12 protein-coding genes are annotated in these 18,771 nt (G+C 42.8%); 8 read left to right on the top strand and 4 right to left on the bottom strand.

Annotated elements, in window-relative coordinates; translation table 11 throughout:
• Positions 1-91: 91 nt before the first annotated feature.
• On the top strand, positions 92-1,513 hold the full coding sequence (locus tag RCH20_RS01650; protein ID WP_327192358.1) for an FAD-dependent oxidoreductase: 1,422 nt from the start codon (positions 92-94) through the stop codon (positions 1,511-1,513).
• Between the two features lie 502 nt (positions 1,514-2,015).
• Complete coding sequence (locus RCH20_RS01655; RefSeq protein WP_327192359.1) at positions 2,016-3,251, top strand: FUSC family protein; 1,236 nt, start codon at positions 2,016-2,018, stop codon at positions 3,249-3,251.
• A 107-nt stretch (positions 3,252-3,358) separates the two neighbouring features.
• On the opposite strand, the gene RCH20_RS01660 is transcribed toward RCH20_RS01655, so the two are convergent.
• Positions 3,359-4,501: an ABC transporter substrate-binding protein gene (locus RCH20_RS01660; protein ID WP_327192360.1), complete on the bottom strand. Its 1,143-nt coding sequence runs from the start codon at positions 4,499-4,501 to the stop codon at positions 3,359-3,361.
• Between the two features lie 311 nt (positions 4,502-4,812).
• Here RCH20_RS01660 and RCH20_RS01665 point away from each other — a divergent pair, with 311 nt between their 5' ends.
• The 3 genes from RCH20_RS01665 (at position 4,813) to RCH20_RS01675 (ending at position 8,325) form a co-directional block, all read left to right on the top strand.
• Entirely contained in the window at positions 4,813-5,610 is a 798-nt protein-coding gene (locus tag RCH20_RS01665; protein ID WP_327192361.1) for a 3-oxoacyl-ACP reductase, read from the top strand.
• A 167-nt stretch (positions 5,611-5,777) separates the two neighbouring features.
• On the top strand, positions 5,778-6,035 hold the full coding sequence (locus tag RCH20_RS01670; RefSeq protein ID WP_327192362.1) for a hypothetical protein: 258 nt from the start codon (positions 5,778-5,780) through the stop codon (positions 6,033-6,035).
• A gap of 670 nt (positions 6,036-6,705) precedes the next feature.
• Entirely contained in the window at positions 6,706-8,325 is a 1,620-nt protein-coding gene (locus RCH20_RS01675) for an AbgT family transporter (RefSeq protein ID WP_327192363.1), read from the top strand.
• A 270-nt stretch (positions 8,326-8,595) separates the two neighbouring features.
• On the opposite strand, the gene RCH20_RS01680 is transcribed toward RCH20_RS01675, so the two are convergent.
• The 3 genes from RCH20_RS01680 to parC all read right to left on the bottom strand — a co-directional run bounded on the left by RCH20_RS01680 (position 8,596) and on the right by parC (position 13,541).
• Complete coding sequence (locus RCH20_RS01680) at positions 8,596-9,444, bottom strand: HAD family hydrolase (RefSeq protein WP_327192364.1); 849 nt, start codon at positions 9,442-9,444, stop codon at positions 8,596-8,598.
• A gap of 153 nt (positions 9,445-9,597) precedes the next feature.
• On the bottom strand, positions 9,598-11,130 hold the full coding sequence (locus tag RCH20_RS01685) for a cryptochrome/photolyase family protein (protein WP_327192365.1): 1,533 nt from the start codon (positions 11,128-11,130) through the stop codon (positions 9,598-9,600).
• A gap of 95 nt (positions 11,131-11,225) precedes the next feature.
• Complete coding sequence (gene parC, locus RCH20_RS01690) at positions 11,226-13,541, bottom strand: DNA topoisomerase IV subunit A (protein WP_327192366.1); 2,316 nt, start codon at positions 13,539-13,541, stop codon at positions 11,226-11,228.
• 762 nt (positions 13,542-14,303) lie between these two features.
• Between parC and RCH20_RS01695 the strand changes: the two genes are divergently transcribed.
• From RCH20_RS01695 to RCH20_RS01705, 3 genes are all read left to right on the top strand, one after another.
• Complete coding sequence (locus RCH20_RS01695; protein WP_327192367.1) at positions 14,304-14,537, top strand: hypothetical protein; 234 nt, start codon at positions 14,304-14,306, stop codon at positions 14,535-14,537.
• Between the two features lie 294 nt (positions 14,538-14,831).
• Complete coding sequence (locus RCH20_RS01700) at positions 14,832-16,568, top strand: AMP-binding protein (RefSeq protein WP_209956363.1); 1,737 nt, start codon at positions 14,832-14,834, stop codon at positions 16,566-16,568.
• 388 nt (positions 16,569-16,956) lie between these two features.
• A complete protein-coding gene (locus tag RCH20_RS01705; RefSeq protein WP_327192368.1) occupies positions 16,957-18,765 on the top strand; it encodes an AMP-binding protein in 1,809 nt (602 codons plus the stop codon).
• The last annotated feature ends 6 nt before the right edge of the window (positions 18,766-18,771 follow it).

The raw sequence follows: 18,771 nt of genomic DNA on the forward strand, positions 1-18,771 counted from the left end.
GTTTTTTGATCGATTAATTATGGTCAATAACTGCTCTGATAAATGCCGCCTTTGCTACTGGTCACCGCCCACTATAGAAGAGATTTTCATCATGGCAAAACGCTTAGATAATGATTTTCAGTTTTTAGACGTGCCACGGCTTGAGCCGACCAAAAAAGATATCGTCACCCGTGCCACCGAGTTCGTTGAGATCTATAAACCGGTTGAAAGTGAGTCAGTTGCGCAGCAATCGCATCGTTGTCTTGAATGCGGTAACCCGTATTGTGAGTGGAAATGTCCGGTACATAATTATATTCCCAATTGGCTGAAATTAGCGACCGAAGGGCAGATATTCCAAGCTGCAGAGTTATGCCACAGCACCAATACTTTACCTGAAGTCTGCGGCCGCGTCTGTCCTCAAGATCGTCTATGCGAGGGTGCTTGTACCCTTAATGATGGCTTTGGCGCAGTGACTATTGGTAATGTGGAAAAATATATCAATGATACGGCCTTCGCTCTTGGCTGGCGTCCAGATATGTCTAATGTGGTTTGGACGGACAAAAAAGTCGCTATTATTGGCGCAGGGCCCGCAGGTTTAGGGTGTGCAGATATATTAGTTAGAAATGGTGTCACGCCAGTGGTCTTTGATAAGCATCCTGAAATTGGTGGCTTATTAACCTTTGGTATTCCTGAGTTCAAAATGGAAAAAGACGTCATGCGCAATCGCCGAGTGATTTTCGAAGGCATGGGTATTGAGTTTCGCCTTGAGACCGAAATCGGTACCGACGTCAGTATCGATGAGTTATTAACTGATTATGATGCTGTCTTTATGGGTATGGGTACTTATACTTATATGCGTGGTGGGTTTGCTGGCGAGGAATTGCATGGTGTTCATGACGCACTTGATTTTTTGATTGCCAATGTTAATCGCTGTAATGATTGGGAAAAAGATCCAGAAGACTATATCGACCTCAAAGGTAAGAAAGTAGTGGTACTTGGCGGCGGTGATACGGCGATGGACTGTAACCGCACCAGTATTCGCCAAGGTGCGGAGCAAGTAACCTGTGCCTATCGTCGTGATGAAGAAAATATGCCTGGCTCACGTCGTGAAGTGGTCAATGCTCGAGAAGAAGGAGTCGAGTTTTTATTTAATCGTCAACCAACCGAAATTATTGGCTTAAACGGCAAGGTTAATGCGGTGAAAGTAGTCACTACTCATTTAGGTGCGCCTGATAACCGTGGCCGCCGCCGTCCTGAGCCGATTGCTAACTCTGAGGAGATTATTCCTTGTGATGCGGTAATTATGGCCTTCGGTTTTCGCCCCAGTCCTGCCGATTGGTTCGACACACAGCAAGTGTCGATGGACAGCTCCGGCCGGGTATTAGCCGCGGAAGAACAGACTTTTAAGTTCCAAACCAATAACCCTAAAATATTTGCCGGTGGCGATATGGTACGTGGCTCTGATTTGGTAGTGACTGCTATTTGGGAAGGCCGTGAAGCTGCCGAAGGCATACTAGACTTTTTAGAGGTATAACCTTCATTCGCTATGGTCAGCCAAACCATTAGCGAATGAGCAAGTTTTTTGTATTATGTGCCAGCATGCTTTGACCTTTAGCGTCTTTTATCTTTTAATAGGTAACAGGCGTTATTTTTTTGTTAGTCATTTTTCAAAGGCAGTTACTTTGCCGTAGCTATAGTCAATGAAAAGTAATATCGATACATAACGTACTGCTGGTATAAGTTTTTCTTGCTGTGCCTACGCAAACAGAGGCTACAAAAAGCTTATAGCAGCAGTACCGTCGCGTTTTTTAAGGTATTTTAACGATAGCGGCTCTGTTACAACAGTTGCTGTGCCAAAATAGTGACTCTCTGAGAGTCATGGCTCTACCAGCATGTTATCCGTTCGCAAAAATATTTAGTTTTTGAATTGTTTCTCACTTAAAAAACATCATCTAAGAGCCATTACTTAAAAACAGTTACTTAAAACCGTTATTTAAAATTCACTTAAAACTCACTTAAAAAAAGAGTAGACCTGCGTGAAACTGACCCTTTGGCAACGATTTACTGCCCCACTTACTGAGCCTTACGCGCGCTATCAGCACGCTGATGTCTTGCATGCTATACGTTTGGGTATAGCCGTTATACTCGCGCTATCGATCAATAAAGTCACTGGTTTGCCACATGGCGAATGGACGACCATTACTGTCTTTATCATTTTGGGCCTATTACAATATCAAGGTGCCATCTACACCAAGGCGAAAGAGCGCGTACTTGGCACGTTACTAGGTATTGGTGCCGCGCTTGGTGTTTTGTTATTTAGCCAAAAATTGGGCGCATGGTTGTGGGTAGATTATGCGCTCATTGGCCTGATAAGTGGCATCATAGGTTATATAGCGGTCAAGCAGTTGGGTTATATCGGCCTGCTCACTGGCATCACGATGCTGATGATTGTCTCAAGTCCTGACCGAAGTAATATTGGTCAAGACGGTCTATACCGCGCCCTTAATATCTTACTCGGTACTGGCATTGCGGTAGCGGCGACTTTAATTTTACCGCTGAAGTCTACTTTAATGTGGCGGTTTTTATTGGCCAGCAACCTTGAGACCTGTAGTAACTTATATGCAGGCGTCGGCAATCATATTGATGCTGAGGTGCTCATCCCTAAGCCTTTTAAGTACACCAAGGCCACTAGTTTGGCAAGTCTCATTTATCCTGCGAACAGCTCTGTACCTGACGTACCGGTTAATAAATCCTTAGTTAAAGCGTTACAAAAGATTAATAAGCGGCTGCTAGCGGTGCGCCCGCACATCGATGCTACGGCGAGTGAATCAGGGATCGAAAAAGAGACGCTAGAGACCATCCAGCGTACTCATCGCAATATTATTGGCACGATTGATTTACTACTGAGCGCCGCGCCACGCTTGGCTAGTATTGAGCTTGATCACGACAATCACATTTTATTGATGCACTATCAAAATGAGCTGACCCAAGCCATGCAAAATATGGCGGCAGTGCTACGTAGTCCTAGTGATGAAGTTTTTCGGCCTATTACCCGTATTGCGGTATCTGAATATCCGAGCGTGCAGCATTTAGCGTTTGAGTGGCAAGGATATTTTTGGTTAACTCAAACCTTGCAAGCTCAGTTACAGCTACTGAGTGATCTCTTACAAACCACCAAGCCAAGCTGGTTTGCGGCCTCGGGCCTTCGTTATCAGCGCCGCGAACAGCGTCGAATCAATGAGCATGGCGGTGAGACTGATTTACACTTATAAATGCAAAAAACGCTGGCAGTTGACTGTCAGCGTTTTTCGTTGGTAACTTTTTGACTGGAACCTTATTACCAGTTATTTGTCAGCCAGTCACTCAGAAATAATAGTGATTAACGACTGGTTTTTAGCTTATCCCAATAGCGCTGATACACTTGTAGCGCGTCATCACCGACATCTTCTTGGAATTCCGCTTTGGCCAGAACTTCTTTGCTAGGATAAATCACTGGATTATTTCTGACATCATCAGTCATCAACTCACGTGCCGCCAGATTAGGGGAGGCATAACCAATTTCCTCACTCACAATTTTGGCGTTTTCAGGGCGCATTAGATAGTCGATAAACTTATGCGCCGCGTCCACATGTTTGGCATTTTTGGGGATGACAAAGTTGTCCATCCATAGTATTGCGCCCTCGGCTGGATATTTATAAACCAAGCTGGTCAGACCTTCGTTATTAGCCATCACCGCTTCACCATTCCAGGTCATACCAATGGTGGTTTCGCCTTCAATATAGGGCATGCGCGAGGCATCTGAATTAAAGGTTTTAACATTCGGTATTAGCGTTATGAGCTTATTGTAGGCCGCTTCAATTTCGTCTGGATCGGTACTATTCCCCGAGTAGCCAAGCGTTAGTAGCGACATGCCAAACACTTCGCGCATATCGTTCATCAACATGACTTGACCCTTATACTCAGGACGCCATAGGTCATTCCAACTATTGACGGTAGCAGGATCGATCGAATCACCATTAATAGCAAGTCCGGTGCTGCCCCACATATAAGGGATTGAGTATTTATTTTCAGGATCAACCTTGGTGTTGGTGAACGAAGTATCAAGATTTCTGAAATTACTCAATTTTGATTTATCCAGCTCTTGAAGCAAGCCCTCTTTTGCCATCTTTTCAACATAATAAGTGGAAGGAATAGCAAGATCATATTGGCTTGAATCATCGAGCAGTTTTAGCTTGGCGTACATGGCCTCATTAGAGTCGAAGGTAGTGTAATTAACATTAATACCGGTTTCTTCTTCAAAACCATCGAGAATCTCTTGCGGCATATATTCTGACCAGTTATACAGATTCAGGGTCTCAGCACTGGCAGTCGTACCATCGGCGGCTATATTGTCAGAGTTACTACAGCTGGCCAGCGTCATGCCAATAGCAGCGCATAACAGGGCTTTGGGTAACATTTGGATAGGGTTGCGAGAGGCGCTACTATTATTAGTAGTAGGCAGATGGGACGATAAACGGGGCAAAACGTCTCTCCTAAATTAAGACAAATAAATAAAAAACTAGCGTATGGCACAGGCATAACCTAGTTGATTATACTGTTATGGTTGTTTAATTAAGCAATTTAAAGGGCAACTGCTTGGCTTTGTTCTAGAGTAACACCATAGCGCTGACCATATATCAAAAGTAATAAGTATATAGGGTAGTGCAGACTACCTTCGTCAATGATATCGGTGAACCATGCTATGATTAGCGCTATTTACTGCTTGATTTAGAATGAGCAGTGATTGCTATTTAAATGGAATTTTTGCTACTAACACATAAAGGATAAAACATTATGAGTCAGACTGACTTTTCTATTCCGGCACTTCTCACGGGTAAAGTTGCTATTGTCACTGGCGCAAGTCGCGGGCTTGGCGCACAGATTGCTCAGCAAATGGCAGCAGCTGGGGCGATTGTTTGTGTGAATTACCTTAACAGTAACCAGTCTGCCGAGGCGGTAGTGGCTGGCATTGAAAAGGCAGGTGGACAAGCATTTTCTTATCAAGGCGATGTTAGCGATTTATCAAAAATGAAGGCAATGGCTAGTGAAGTGATCGAGCGTTTCGGACGTATTGATGTACTAGTCAATAATGCTTTGCCCCACTATCAGTTTAATCCCAGTGCTGATTACACCAGTATTGAGACCGTTGAATGGGCACATTTCTCCCAGCAAATAGACGGCATCGTCAAAGGTGCAGTCAACACAGTACAAGCGGTATTGCCACAAATGAAATCTCAGAAAATGGGTAAGATTATTAATATTTCAACCAACCTGGTTTATAACCCAGTAGTGACTTATTACGACTATACTACCGCAAAATCTGCCTTGATAGGTTTGACCCGTAACTTAGCTGCTGAGCTGGGTCAATATGGCATTCGCGTTAATTTGTTGGCAGGTGGACTACTGAAGACTACTGATGCCAGTAGCCTGACTACAGAAGAAGTCTTTGATTATATCGCCACCACCACGCCACTACGCCAAGCGACTTCTGTCGCAGACTTTGCCAATTCAGTACTGCTCATGGCGTCTGACTTGAGTCTAGCTATTACCGGACAATCTATTGCAGTTGATGGCGGTTTGACCATGCCGTAGCAATGCATTAAAGGCTAAGTACTCGCTAACCCAATGAGACCTTTAATGAATCAAGTATAAATATTATACAAGGCAAACGAGTAAAAATTATACAATCAGCGCATCAACTGACTGTGAGACCGTAATGGCTTTGAGTTGGTTCACTATCATTGTATAAGAGATATGAGATGAACAACCGCAAAATTGCTGGAATTATCACTGCTGTTATAGGCTTGTCTGCCGTTATGGCCTTATTCAATGCGGGCATGTCCGTCCCTATTATAAGCTGGCCGTTAGAAGCCTATTTGGGCGTGGCTTTTACGATTGTTTTTATGACTGGCGTTCCAATATGGTTAGCTTGTGTCATTGCTGCTTTAATCTTTATTTTGATTGCTGTCGCACTTTATAAGCTTGGCGGTTGGGTATATGGCCGGGTTGCAGGTTGATGTTGACTATTAGGAGGTCAACAAAAAAACGAGGTCAGTAAAAAAAGGCTCATAATTAAGTTTTAGCCTGGGCGTAATGACATAAAATCCGACAACCCTAAAACAATTACTATTTTTCTGTTCTTGCTCAAGCCCGCAAGAGACGTCTTATAAAGTGTATTTTACAATACGTTTTTTTGTACGACCCAAACAAGGTCAATAGCAAATATAGCTTATCTATAGTCTTCATTTGAATGCTATTCAAGGTATAGGGTAGTGCTACCATAACCTCATATCACAGTTAAGGTAATATATAGTATCTAAAAGTACAGCTAATAAGCACATGTTTTTAAAACAACATCTTTAACACATCACCTTTAAACATGACTTTCAAAAAATGGTGAGGATATCGTTCTGATTATAGTTGATCCTTAGTAATATCATCCACAGCGATAGCCCTCTATAGTCAGCTGATATTCCATAACAACAGCCCCGCTTAATTTACTCTTCAAGGCTTATATTTTTTATAAGCTTTTAGTTTTTTATTAAATATTACTAATAGTTGCTACAACTCATTTTAAAAGTTTGTTTTTACTATAGACTGATGTTTGAATTTAAACTTTTGCCTGTAATTTTTGTAGTACTTGCAATGCAGTCAATTTACCAAAATATGCAATAGGGATAATGACCAATGCAAGAAGACGGTTCACCGAACGATATGCCACCAGACAATAATTTTGAAGCAAACGTCCAAAACTCTCGCATGCAGCGCTTTTTAAAAGGGGTTGAATGGCTGGGTAATTTGCTACCGCATCCTGTGATTTTATTTCTCTGGATGTCAGTGTTTTTACTGGTGTTGTCGGCGCTGCTTTCCTATCTAGGAGTGTCAGTGATTGACCCACGACCAGAAGGGGCAAAAGGGCGTAGTGAAGATGGCATTATTCAAGTGGTCAATTTGCTAAACGGTGATGGCTTAGCGCGTATTGTTGAAAACTTGGTCTCCAATTTTACTGGATTTGTGCCACTCGGTACGGTGCTAGTGGCGCTTTTAGGAGTGGGTATAGCCGAACGTTCTGGCATGATATCAGCAGCCTTACGCGGGCTAGTGATGAATGCACCGAAAAAGATGGTGACTCTAACTGTTGTTTTTGCGGGCATCATGTCAAACACTGCCTCTGAGCTTGGTTATGTGGTATTGATACCACTTGCGGCAGTTATATTTCACTCGCTTGGTAGACATCCATTAGCGGGATTGGCAGCCGCATTCGCTGGGGTATCCGGTGGTTATAGTGCCAACTTATTGCTTGGTACGGTAGATCCTTTGTTATCAGGGATTACCCAAGAGGCAGCACGCATCATTGACCCGGTATATACCGTTGGGGCAGAGGCCAACTGGTACTTTATGATGGTCAGTACCTTTTTGATCACTGGTCTTGGTTACTTTGTGACTGAAAAAATTGTTGAGCCTAGTCTTGGCGAATATAACCCTGATAGTGCTGGCGATCCTTCAGTATTAGAGACTAAAATTGAGCGCTTACTGTCAGTTGAGAAAAAGGGGTTAATCTGGGCTGGCATAAGCATGCTGGTATTCTGTTTATTACTGGCATGGACCATTGTGCCTGCTGATGGCGTATTGCGTAATGCCGAGACTGGATTGGTATCAGGTTCGCCATTTTTAAAAGGCATTGTGGTCTTTATTTTTGTATTCTTTGCGGTACCGGGTTATATTTATGGCAAAATTACTGGTAGCCTGAAAAACAATCAAGATGTGGTTGACGCAATGAGCCATGCGATGAGCTCGCTTAGTATTTATATTGTGTTGGTGTTCTTTGCGGCACAGTTCATCGCCTTTTTTAGCTGGTCGAATCTTGGTTCAGTGGTGGCAGTAACGGGGGCGACCTTCCTCACTGATATAGGCTTAACTGGACCTTTGCTATTGATTGGTTTTATCTTAATCTGTGCGGTCGTCAACTTAATGTTAGGGTCGGCATCTGCACAATGGGCAATTACCGCACCTATTTTTGTGCCTATGCTCATGCTGACCGGATATGCGCCTGAGATGATTCAAGCAGCCTATCGGATTGGTGACTCAACGACTAACATCATCACGCCAATGCTAGGCTATTTTGGGCTTATTATGGCGGTAGCGATTCGGTATAAAAAAGATACTGGGGTTGGGACACTAATGGCTATGATGTTGCCCTATTCCATAGCGTTTATGATTGGTTGGGTGATTTTGTTCAGCATTTGGGTATTTGTATTGGGTCTACCGGTCGGACCTGGTTCAGAGACTTTTTACCCAGCGAGATAGTCATTTATAGTTGGATAGGCAGTTAGACAAATATAGTCAATGAAAAGTAATATCGATACATAACCTACTGCTGGCATAAGTTTTTCTCGCTTGCTGTGCCTACGCAGACAGAGGCTACAAAAAGCTTATAGCAGCAGTACCGTCGTGTTTTTAAGGTATTTTAACTATAGCTGCTGAATCTTAAACAAACAAAAACCCTTGCTAGATACTGGCAAGGGTTTGTGGTTTATAAGTGGACAAAAGCTTCAACAGCTTGGTTGGCGCCTTTTTTCATAATTTTTGATCTAAGCTTTGGTCTATATGTAAGTGGTTGAGTACCGCTTGTATACCATGCTCTTCAATAGTACCGGTGACAAAATTTGCACGCTCTATAAGAGCAGGCTGAGCATCCCCCATTGCCACGGCATAACCGACCAAGTCGAACATTTCCAAGTCATTCATACCATCACCAAATGCCATACAATCGCTAGCATCTACGGCGTAATGCTGGCATAGATCTATAATACCGCGGGCTTTTGACGCCTCGGCTGGTAATATATCTGCACCAATATGATGCCAATGAACCAGCTTTAAATCATCTTGGGCAAAATCAACATCCTGCATTTTATCCTCTTGATTGTTAAAGAATACCGAACACTGATAAATAGTGTTTGACTTATAATACTCTGGGTCAAAGATAGAGTTGGGTGTTATGGCGTTGTATTCACGCAGTCGTTCGTTTTCGTCTGACCATGCAATATGAGTCGCCGAGTCAAACTTATGAATGAGGTCGCTTTTTTGGCACAGCTGCACAATTTTACTGGTCTGAGCTTCTGATAATGGGTAATGACTGATCATGCCATCGTTATTAAAGCTATATTGCCCATTCATACAAATGATGGCATCTAATACCTCAGCTTCAAGCAAAGCCAAAATATCAGCAGGTAGTATTGCTTTGGAACGTCCAGTCGAAATCACCAGCTTAATGTCAGTCTTGGCCAGCTGCTCCAACGTTGCTTTATTATGCTCAGCAATGACACCTTGACGACTCAACGTATCGTCAATGTCAAAAAATATGATTTTAGGCGTAGGAAATGAGCTATTCATAAGCTCTTGGGCAACTTTATCTTTAATAAACATGATGATCCTATTATTTTTTATTGATCCAAATACTACTACAGCAAGTCGTGAGAAATACATGGCTATAGGGTAACGAGTGATTGGTAAAATTTTCCTTACTTACTGCGCAATAATTTTTGACTTCTAACAATCTATCTTAGGACTGTTCACTCGTTAAACGCCAGCATCAAGCTTGGTCAAAAATTGCTCGGCATTATCGAGATGTTGTTGTTGTTGGTCTTTATCCATCTTATCCCACAGGGCTAGCAGCATACCAATGCGCGGGTTCTTACTAAAAAAGTCACGATGTACGTGCATAAAGCGCCAAAATAACCCATCCCATATCTGCGCCCATTCGACAGACTCACCTTTTACTTTGACCTGATAATTACTCATTTTATTAATATAATTACTACCACTAATATAGGGCTTAGTCGCTACCAATCCACCATCTGCAAATTGACTCATACCATAGACATTGGGCACCATTACCCAATCATAAGCGTCGATAAATAGCTCCATAAACCACTGATGCACCTCATCAGGGTCAAACTCACACAATAGCATAAAGTTGCCAAATAGCATCAAACGCTCAATATGATGCGCGTAGCCAGTTTTCAGCACCTTTTTAATGGTTTCATCAATAGGGACAATACCGGTATTACCAGTATAAAAGCTCTTTGGTATTTTGCGGGTAAAGCCCCAAAAGTTCGTGCTACGTTGCTGGTGGCCGACCGATTCATACAGGCCGTAAATAAACTCGCGCCAACCAATAATTTGCCGAATAAAGCCCTCAAGAGAGTTGAGAGGAATATCATACTCTTCGTTAACCTCTAAGGCGCGTGAGATCACTTGTTTTGGGGTTAATAAACCCGTATTTAGCATTGGAGTCAGCACGCTATGATGTAATACATGCTCGCTATCGACCATGGCATCTTCAAATGGTCCAAAGTCCTTAAAGCGCTTGGATAAAAAATTCTCTAGCCATTCTTCCGCCTCCGTGTGAGTAGTTGGATAGCGAAAGTCAGGATTTATCTCGCCATAATGCTTGCTAAAATGCTTCTCAACATAAGTCATCGCCTCGCTGTAATAATCGTTAAGCTTTGGAAAAGTTAGGGAAGGTGGCGTTTGTTTACGCGGATACTTCTTGCGGTTGTCTTCATCGAATGACCATTGTCCACCGACAGGATTTTGCTCATCGTCTAATAGTATACTCTCTCGTTTACGTGCTTGAGTATAAAAGTCACGATGAAACAAGCGTTTGTTTTTAAAGAAATCATCATATACTGACATCGTATTTAAAAACATGGGTGTTGGTGAAGACTCAAAAGGCATATCAATTGCTAATGTTGCTTGCTTAAGATGCATACGCAGCCAATCGTCAACCACGTCAATACAACAGATTTTTGCGATACTGTCGTTATTATTGGCATCGTTAGGCTCATCATTTGCACTGACAAAGCTGGCTATCAGCTTACGACAATCGCTGTGCTCATGGGTTGATTCTATATAATGTACCCGCTTACCCGCAGCAATCAGGGTCTGCTCATAGGCCTTCATGCTAGCACGATGCAGTACCAGCTTTTGCTTGTGAAAGGGATATTTAGTAAAGTATAGATCTTCTTCGATCAGGTAGCAGTCCTCTTGCCAAATAGAGGTATCAGCAAACAGTTGATGCGGGAAGATTAGACTGATTTTTTTACTCATTGGCAGACTCTGATTTTTTAAAGGTAATGTTTATTTAGAGGAATTGGTTGTAGGCTGGGCTTTTAGCTCAGCCTTCTAAGACTTAAAACACTCACCTACCCAACCTCAACACTCGTCACATTCTGAAAGCCTCGTGGTAGTTGACCACCACGGCTACCACGTTTGGCAGTGTAATTGGCTAAGTCTATAGGCTTTAAAGTCACATGGCGCTTGCCAGCTGTAATAACCAGACTGTCTTGCTTACGTAGCGGTGTGATGACTAGCACCTCTTCTTTATCTTTTAGATTAATCATCTTATTGCCTTTACCGCGAGCTTGTTCAGGTAAATCGCTCAGGGCAAAGATTAATAAATACCCAGCATTGGTCACGACGGCAATATGGTCGGGAGTAGAATTACCTTCAATAGAAGGCGTACTGCCGTTCTCCGAATTTGTATTTCCATCAACTTGAGCATCAATGCGTGTGATAGGTAATAGTCGACTATTAGCAGCAAGGTTAATGACGTTTTTCCCTGCCTTTTGATTGCTATCAAGGTTGCCTATAGTATTGATAAAACCATAGCCTTGTGAGCTTGCTAAGATAATACGCTGATTACTATCGCCAGTAAGTAGCTGCTCAAAGGTAGCTCCTGAAGGCGGTTTTAATACGCTAGTGAGTGGGTCGCCCTGACCACGAGCCGAGGCAAGACTATGCGCGTCAATACTATAGCTGCGTCCAGTACTGTCGAGTACATAGATTCTCTCATTCGATTTACCGCGGACGTACGCTTGGTAAGCATCGCCTGAACGATAGCTCATACCAGCTGGATCAACCTCATGGCCTTTGGCTGCGCGTATCCAACCCGCTTTGGATAGTACCGCAGTAATCGGTTCACTAGGTACAAGGTCGGATTCTTTTAACGCTTGTGCTTCTTCACGTTCTGCCAGTGGTGACATGCGATTGTCGCCGTGAGTCTTCATATCCTCGGTCAGCTCGTCGATGATTAAACCGGTGAGACTATCAGGATTATCGAGATACTCTTGAATAATGGCGCGTTCAGCTGCCAGTCCATCTTGCTCGCGTCTGAGCTCAAACTCTTCAAGTTTTGCCAGTTGACGCAAGCGTATATCTAAAATGGCATTGGCTTGGATGTCCGTTAAATCATAACCTTGCATCAAAGCCAATTTCGGATCGTCTTCTTCTCGAATAATACGAATGACTTCATCAATATTAAGATAGGCAACCAGTAGACCTGCCAAGATATGCAGGCGTTTATCAATTTTATCCAGACGATATTGCAACCGACGCATGACCACTGAACGGCGACAAATAAGCCACTCTTCTAATATTTCTTTTAGATTTTTGACTTGTGGTTTACCGTTGAGCCCAATCATATTCATGTTGACGCGATAGTTGCTCTCAAGCTCCGTGCTGGCAAACAAATGACTCATAACCCTTTGCACATCAACTCGAGTTGAGCGCAATTCTAGGACAATACGGCACGGATTTTCGTGATCGGATTCATCATGAATATCGACGACCCAAGGCAGTTTTTTATCGGTCATCAATTTAGCTATTTGTTCTTGGATCTTGTTACCCGATACTTGATGGGGCAGCGCATCGATGATGACTAAATTCTTTTCTTTATCATCGATATGGTAAGTGGCGCGCATTTTATAGCTGCCGCGTCCACTTTCGTAGATTGCTTGTAAGTCTTTTTTACTAGTAATGATTTCAGCGGTAGTAGGCAAGTCAGGTGCTGGTATCGATTGGGTTAATTGCTTAACTGATAGCTCAGGATTTTTGAGCAAACGAATGGCTGCACGTACCACTTCGTTAAGATTATGCGGCGGAATATCGGTTGCCATACCAACAGCGATTCCTGTGGTACCGTTTAATAAAATATTAGGTAGGCGCGCAGGTAAGGTAGTCGGCTCTTGCATGGTGCCGTCAAAGTTATCTTGCCACTCGACTGTTCCTTGCGCTAATTCTGCCAATAAGGTATTGGCGTAGGCCGACATTTTGGCTTCGGTATAGCGCATTGCTGCAAAGGATTTGGGATCATCAGGACTGCCCCAATTACCTTGACCAGTGATGAGTGGATAGCGATAGCTGAACGGCTGCGCCATTAGCACCATCGCTTCATAGCAAGCACTGTCACCGTGTGGATGATATTTACCTAAGACATCACCAACTGTCCGAGCAGATTTTTTGGGCTTAGCAGTCGATTTAAGGCCCAGCTCACTCATGGCGTAAATGATACGCCGTTGCACTGGCTTTAGACCATCAGCAATGTTCGGTAGCGCCCGATCCATGATCACGTACATGGCATAGTTTAGATAGGCTTGTTCGGCAAACTCCGCGACAGAACGGCTGTCCATAGGTTCACTAGGGACGGTAGAGCTAATGGTGTTATCAATGACATCAGGCATAAAATAATTTTCGCTTATTAATTTTAATAGGTACTAAAAAATAGGTAATGCAAATAGGGCGACGCTTATAAAGTTATGTATTGACTACTAGATAGAATAATCATAATACATAAATTCGCGCGACTGGCAAATTTTCTCGCTTACTCCAAGGCTTCGCTATTCTAAATGCTAGGGCCATTGCTTCAGCTATGCGGTATCTGTTTTAAAATAGGCTAATGATAGGATCGCATAAAAAGTGGCTAGCATTAAATAAATAGTAAATCGCATAAACAGTCAGCACTATATAACGGCCGCACCAGCAGTTACTTATGCCACATAATGGCGCGATTAATAGCCCTGACGATTATAAAAATAAGATAACGCTATCGTAAAGGAAATCGCAGTAATTAAAAAGGTGCTCGATATAGTAGACGACAGAGTATGACGCGACAATTACAGTTTTACTGATAGATTTTATAAATGAAGTTAAGTATAGTTAATTTAATGGTTTTTAGCCGATACGTCAGGGTCGATGCAGTCGCAAGATACATTGCCCCTGGCTAAGTCAACGTTGAACCTATTATCCAAGCAGCGATTAACGGCTTACAAGCTGACGGTGATACCAATGGTGAAGACGCGCTCAAGATCGCTCATAATGAAGCCAATAAGTCACTAAAAGACGCAATATCAAGCGTATCTTGATACTGACCGATGGTGATTTTAATATTGGTATGATTTTAATATTGGTATGACTTTAATATTGGTATTAGTGCTGTTGATGAGATGCTAGATTTGGTAAAGATCAATCGCAATCGTGGTATCTCGTTATCCACTATCGGGTCTGGTCGCGGTAATCTGAATGATTACATGATGCAGCAAATGGCCGATAGTGGCAATGGTAATTACAGCTATATCGACAGTTTTTTAGAGGCCAAAAAGGTATTGAGTGATGAGCTTATCGCTACCTTCAAACCGCAAGTGACCCGAATACTTTGCGTCGTGGTTTTGTACAGCTAGCGAAACTTGCTGATACCCTAGAGCCTACAGTAAACACTAATATAAAGCGCTCTAGATAAATAATTGTTACAAAGTCAACAGACGATAAATAGCTATTTGGTAATAAAAAATAGTAGTATATATTTTTATAATATTAGATTAAGTAGTTGATATAAATATTTTTATTATGCGTCAAGTGACTTTAGAAACTCAAGTGCCAATCTTTTACATTGAGTAGCTTGTATAAAGTGTGTATGTTGAGTGGCAAAGCACAGTTTACTAAAATTGGTATAATTCATCAGGAGAAACAAGGTTATGGACAATCAAGGCCAAGACAATTTAACCCGTCGCGATGACAAGGTTTGGTTAAAAACTTATGACGAGTTGGGACTAACTTACGATATTGATATGCCTGCTGACAATACTTCGCTTATTGATATCTTTGAGAAAAGTTTCGCGAAGAATAGCGATAAAACGGCCTTTGTATGCATGGGCTCTGAACTGAGTTTTCATGAAGTGGACTTATACAGCCGTCAAGTCGCTACTTATCTGCAGTCGCTAGGACTGGTGAAGGGCGATAAAGTCGCGGTCATGATGCCTAATGTGTTGCAATTACCCGTATCTGTTCTGGGTGTACTGCGCGCAGGTTTTACCTTGGTCAACGTCAATCCTCTATACACTACCAAAGAGCTCGAACACCAGTTAACTGACTCTGAAGCCAAAGTGCTACTCTTAGTTGAAAACTTTGCTAAAACCTATCAAGACATCGGTCGTAACGTGGTTGATCACGTGGTCATCACCGGTATGGGTGATTTGATGGGTACCCTAAAAGGCTTTATGGTCAATACCGTGGTTCGCCATGTCAAAAAAATGGTACCGGATTTTAAGATTGCTAACAGTCTTGACTTTAAAGCGATGCTCAAGCAAAGCCCTGCCAGTAAATACAAGCGTCCAACTAATATTGAGCTCGATGATATTGCGGTTTTACAATATACCGGCGGTACCACTGGCGTAGCAAAAGGTGCGATGCTCACTCATAAGAACTTAGTGGCCAACCTCATTCAGTGCGACACTTTCTTAGGTAGTGCCTTTGATGAGTTTGATAAAGGTGGTGAGCAGGCGGTGATTATGACTGCGTTACCGCTCTATCATATTTTCTCATTTACGCTTTGCGGTATGTTCGGTATTCATCGTGGTTGTATTGGATTATTAGTGCCCAACCCACGCGACCTTGGCAGCTTAATAAAAGCGTATAAAGGTCATCCACCCGCGCTTTTCCCAGCGGTAAATACTTTATTTAATGCCCTGGCCAATAATGAAGAATTTAAGGCTTTAGATCACAGCAAGTTGCGCGTGACGATGGGTGGCGGCATGGCGGTGCTTAGCTCGACAGCAGAAAAATGGCGCCAAATAACTAATAATATTATTGTCCAAGGTTATGGTCTATCTGAAACATCTCCTGTCGCCACGGCCAATCCTATTAGTAGTCCAGCCTTTAGTAGCACTATTGGTGTGCCATTGCCAGCGACTGATGTTGCTATCTTAGATGAGGCAGGTAATGAGGTGCCACTGGGCGAGCGTGGCGAGATTACTATCCGTGGTCCGCAGGTAATGAAAGGCTATTGGAAACGTGACGATGCCACCGCTGAGTCGATGACGGCTGATGGATTTTTCCGTACTGGTGACATCGGTATTATGGATGATGCTGGTTATGTGACCATCGTTGATCGCAAGAAAAACATGATCTTGGTCTCTGGCTTTAACGTTTATCCCAACGAAGTCGAAGAAGTTATGGCTGGACATCCGAAGATTTTAGAATGTGGTGTCATTGGTGTCGTAGACGAAAAAAGTGGTGAGACCCCGAAGATTTATGTGGTGCGTAAAGATAACAGTCTTACTAAAGAGGAAGTCCTCGCCTATGGTAAAGAGCATTTGACTGGCTATAAGCGCCCACGTCATGTTGAATTCATCGATGAGCTACCAAAGACCAATGTTGGTAAGATTTTACATAAAGATTTGCGTGAACTCGAAGAGAATAAACAGGCTAAATAATCGCTGGAGCTGAATTACTAACAATAACAATGACAAGGTGGCTTAAGTGCTGCCTTGTCATTTTTATTATCGTTTTTCGCTGAGGAACAAGGGTAGATATAGAGAATTTTTGGTAAAACTGCTATAGTGCCTGCGAATATTGTTGGCCATTCAATAAAAAAGGTTATCGATTTAGCCACTATTCAGCCACTATTTAGCTGCAATAACCCTGGCAAAATTGTTCGATGAGCTGCGTGTAGTGCTTGATTAACCACCCGTTTAGTGGCGGATGTAATGGCTTTTTAAGCCAGCAAACGATTTTCGCCTAACGAACAGTCACTAACGAACACTGTATTTGCATCTGCATTAGACTATTCTATATTTTCAAGGGTAACATTTAGGGAAAGTTATGACGGACAATATCAATAAAGCAGTAGCAGACAGTGTCTCAGCCAACAGCAACAGTGATAAAGTGCCCAAAGAGGCACAATCAATGGCTGAGACCAACGCATTTCCTACCATGCCGAATATACCTAGCGACAGACCGTGGCTTAATGCCTATGAGCGTTATGGTATTAGTGCCACTATTGATATGCCAGATGACAACACCTCTTTGCTTGAGGTGTTTGAGCGTAACTTTCAGCGTTATGGGCGAAAACCTGCTTATATCTGTATGGGCGCGTCGATTACCTATAAGCAACTGGATCTATATAGCCGTCAAATCGCCAGTTATTTACAGTCGCTAGGACTGGTCAAAGGCGACAAGGTAGGCGTAATGATGCCTAATCTTTTGCAGTATCCGATTGCTGCTCTTGGGATTATCCGGGCAGGTATGATTTTGGTCAATATTAACCCCTTATATACCAGCCGTGAGCTTTCGCATCAGCTAGATGATAGCGGTACTAAAGCATTATTCATCGTCGAGAACTTTGCCAAGACCTATCAAGAAGCGAAAAGCAAAGGTCAAGTCGAACAGGTTATCGTCTGTAATCTTGGTGATATGTTAGGACTGGTAAAAGGAACGGTGGTCAACCTAGTCGCGCGTCATATCAAAAAAATCATTCCTTCTTATAGCTTGCCGAGCAGCATCAGCTTTAAGCAGGCGCTAAACGCTGTATCGGCTAGCAAATATAAACGCCCTGACTTAAATTTAAGTGATGTGGCTTTATTACAGTACACGGGTGGTACGACCGGTGTGGCCAAAGGCGCGATGCTGTCGCACGGCAACCTAATTGCTAATATGCTACAGATTGGCGCTGTCATAAACAGTGCTTTTGAAGACGATGCTAATGCGGAGGATGTTATTCTAACTGCGCTACCCCTGTATCATGTGTTCTCATTTATGGTCTGCGGTATGTATGGGATGTACCAAGGTTATGCTGGTTTATTGATTCCTAACCCTCGCGATCTTGACGGCCTGATTAAAGAAATGAGTAAATACAAGCCCTCGATTATCCCAGCGGTAAATACTCTATTTAATGGCTTGGTACATAAAGACAGCTTTGCACAATTAGATTTTTCTAACCTAAAAGCCGCTATTGGTGGTGGTACATCGGTATTGCCTAGTGTGGCCAAAGATTGGCACAAAATTACTGGCCTGCCTATTGTCGAAGGTTACGGGCTATCTGAAACGTCACCTGTGGTCGCTTTTAACCCGATGACTATCGCTGAATTTACTAACAAAATTGGTATTCCAGCGTCCAGCACTGATGTGGTATTGATTGATGACGATGAGAACGAAGTGGCCACTGGTGAGCGTGGTGAGATTTGCGTTAAAGGTCCACAAGTCATGATCGGCTATCAAAATCGTCCGGAGGAAACAGCAGAGACTTTCACTGCGCATGGTTACCTAAAAACAGGTGACATTGGCATCATGGATGAAAAAGGCTTTATCAAAATTGTTGATCGCAAAAAAGATATGATTTTGGTTTCCGGTTTCAACGTTTATCCCAATGAAATCGAAGAAATTATGACTGAACATCCTGCGGTCAAAGAGTGCGGCGCAATTGGTATTCCAAGTGAAAAGCGTGGCGAAGATCCTAAGATTTTTGTGGTCAAAAAAGGCGAGGTAACAGAACAAGAGCTGCTCGACTTTGGTAAAAAGAACTTTACTGGCTATAAGCGTCCACGCCACGTACAGTTCGTTGATGAATTACCCAAATCAAACGTTGGTAAAATTCTGCGTAAAGAGTTGCGCAAGATGGAAGGCTTAGATTAAGCAAAT

The sequence above is a fragment of the Psychrobacter sp. PL15 genome (genome assembly GCF_035984995.1).
Lineage (GTDB): Bacteria > Pseudomonadota > Gammaproteobacteria > Pseudomonadales > Moraxellaceae > Psychrobacter.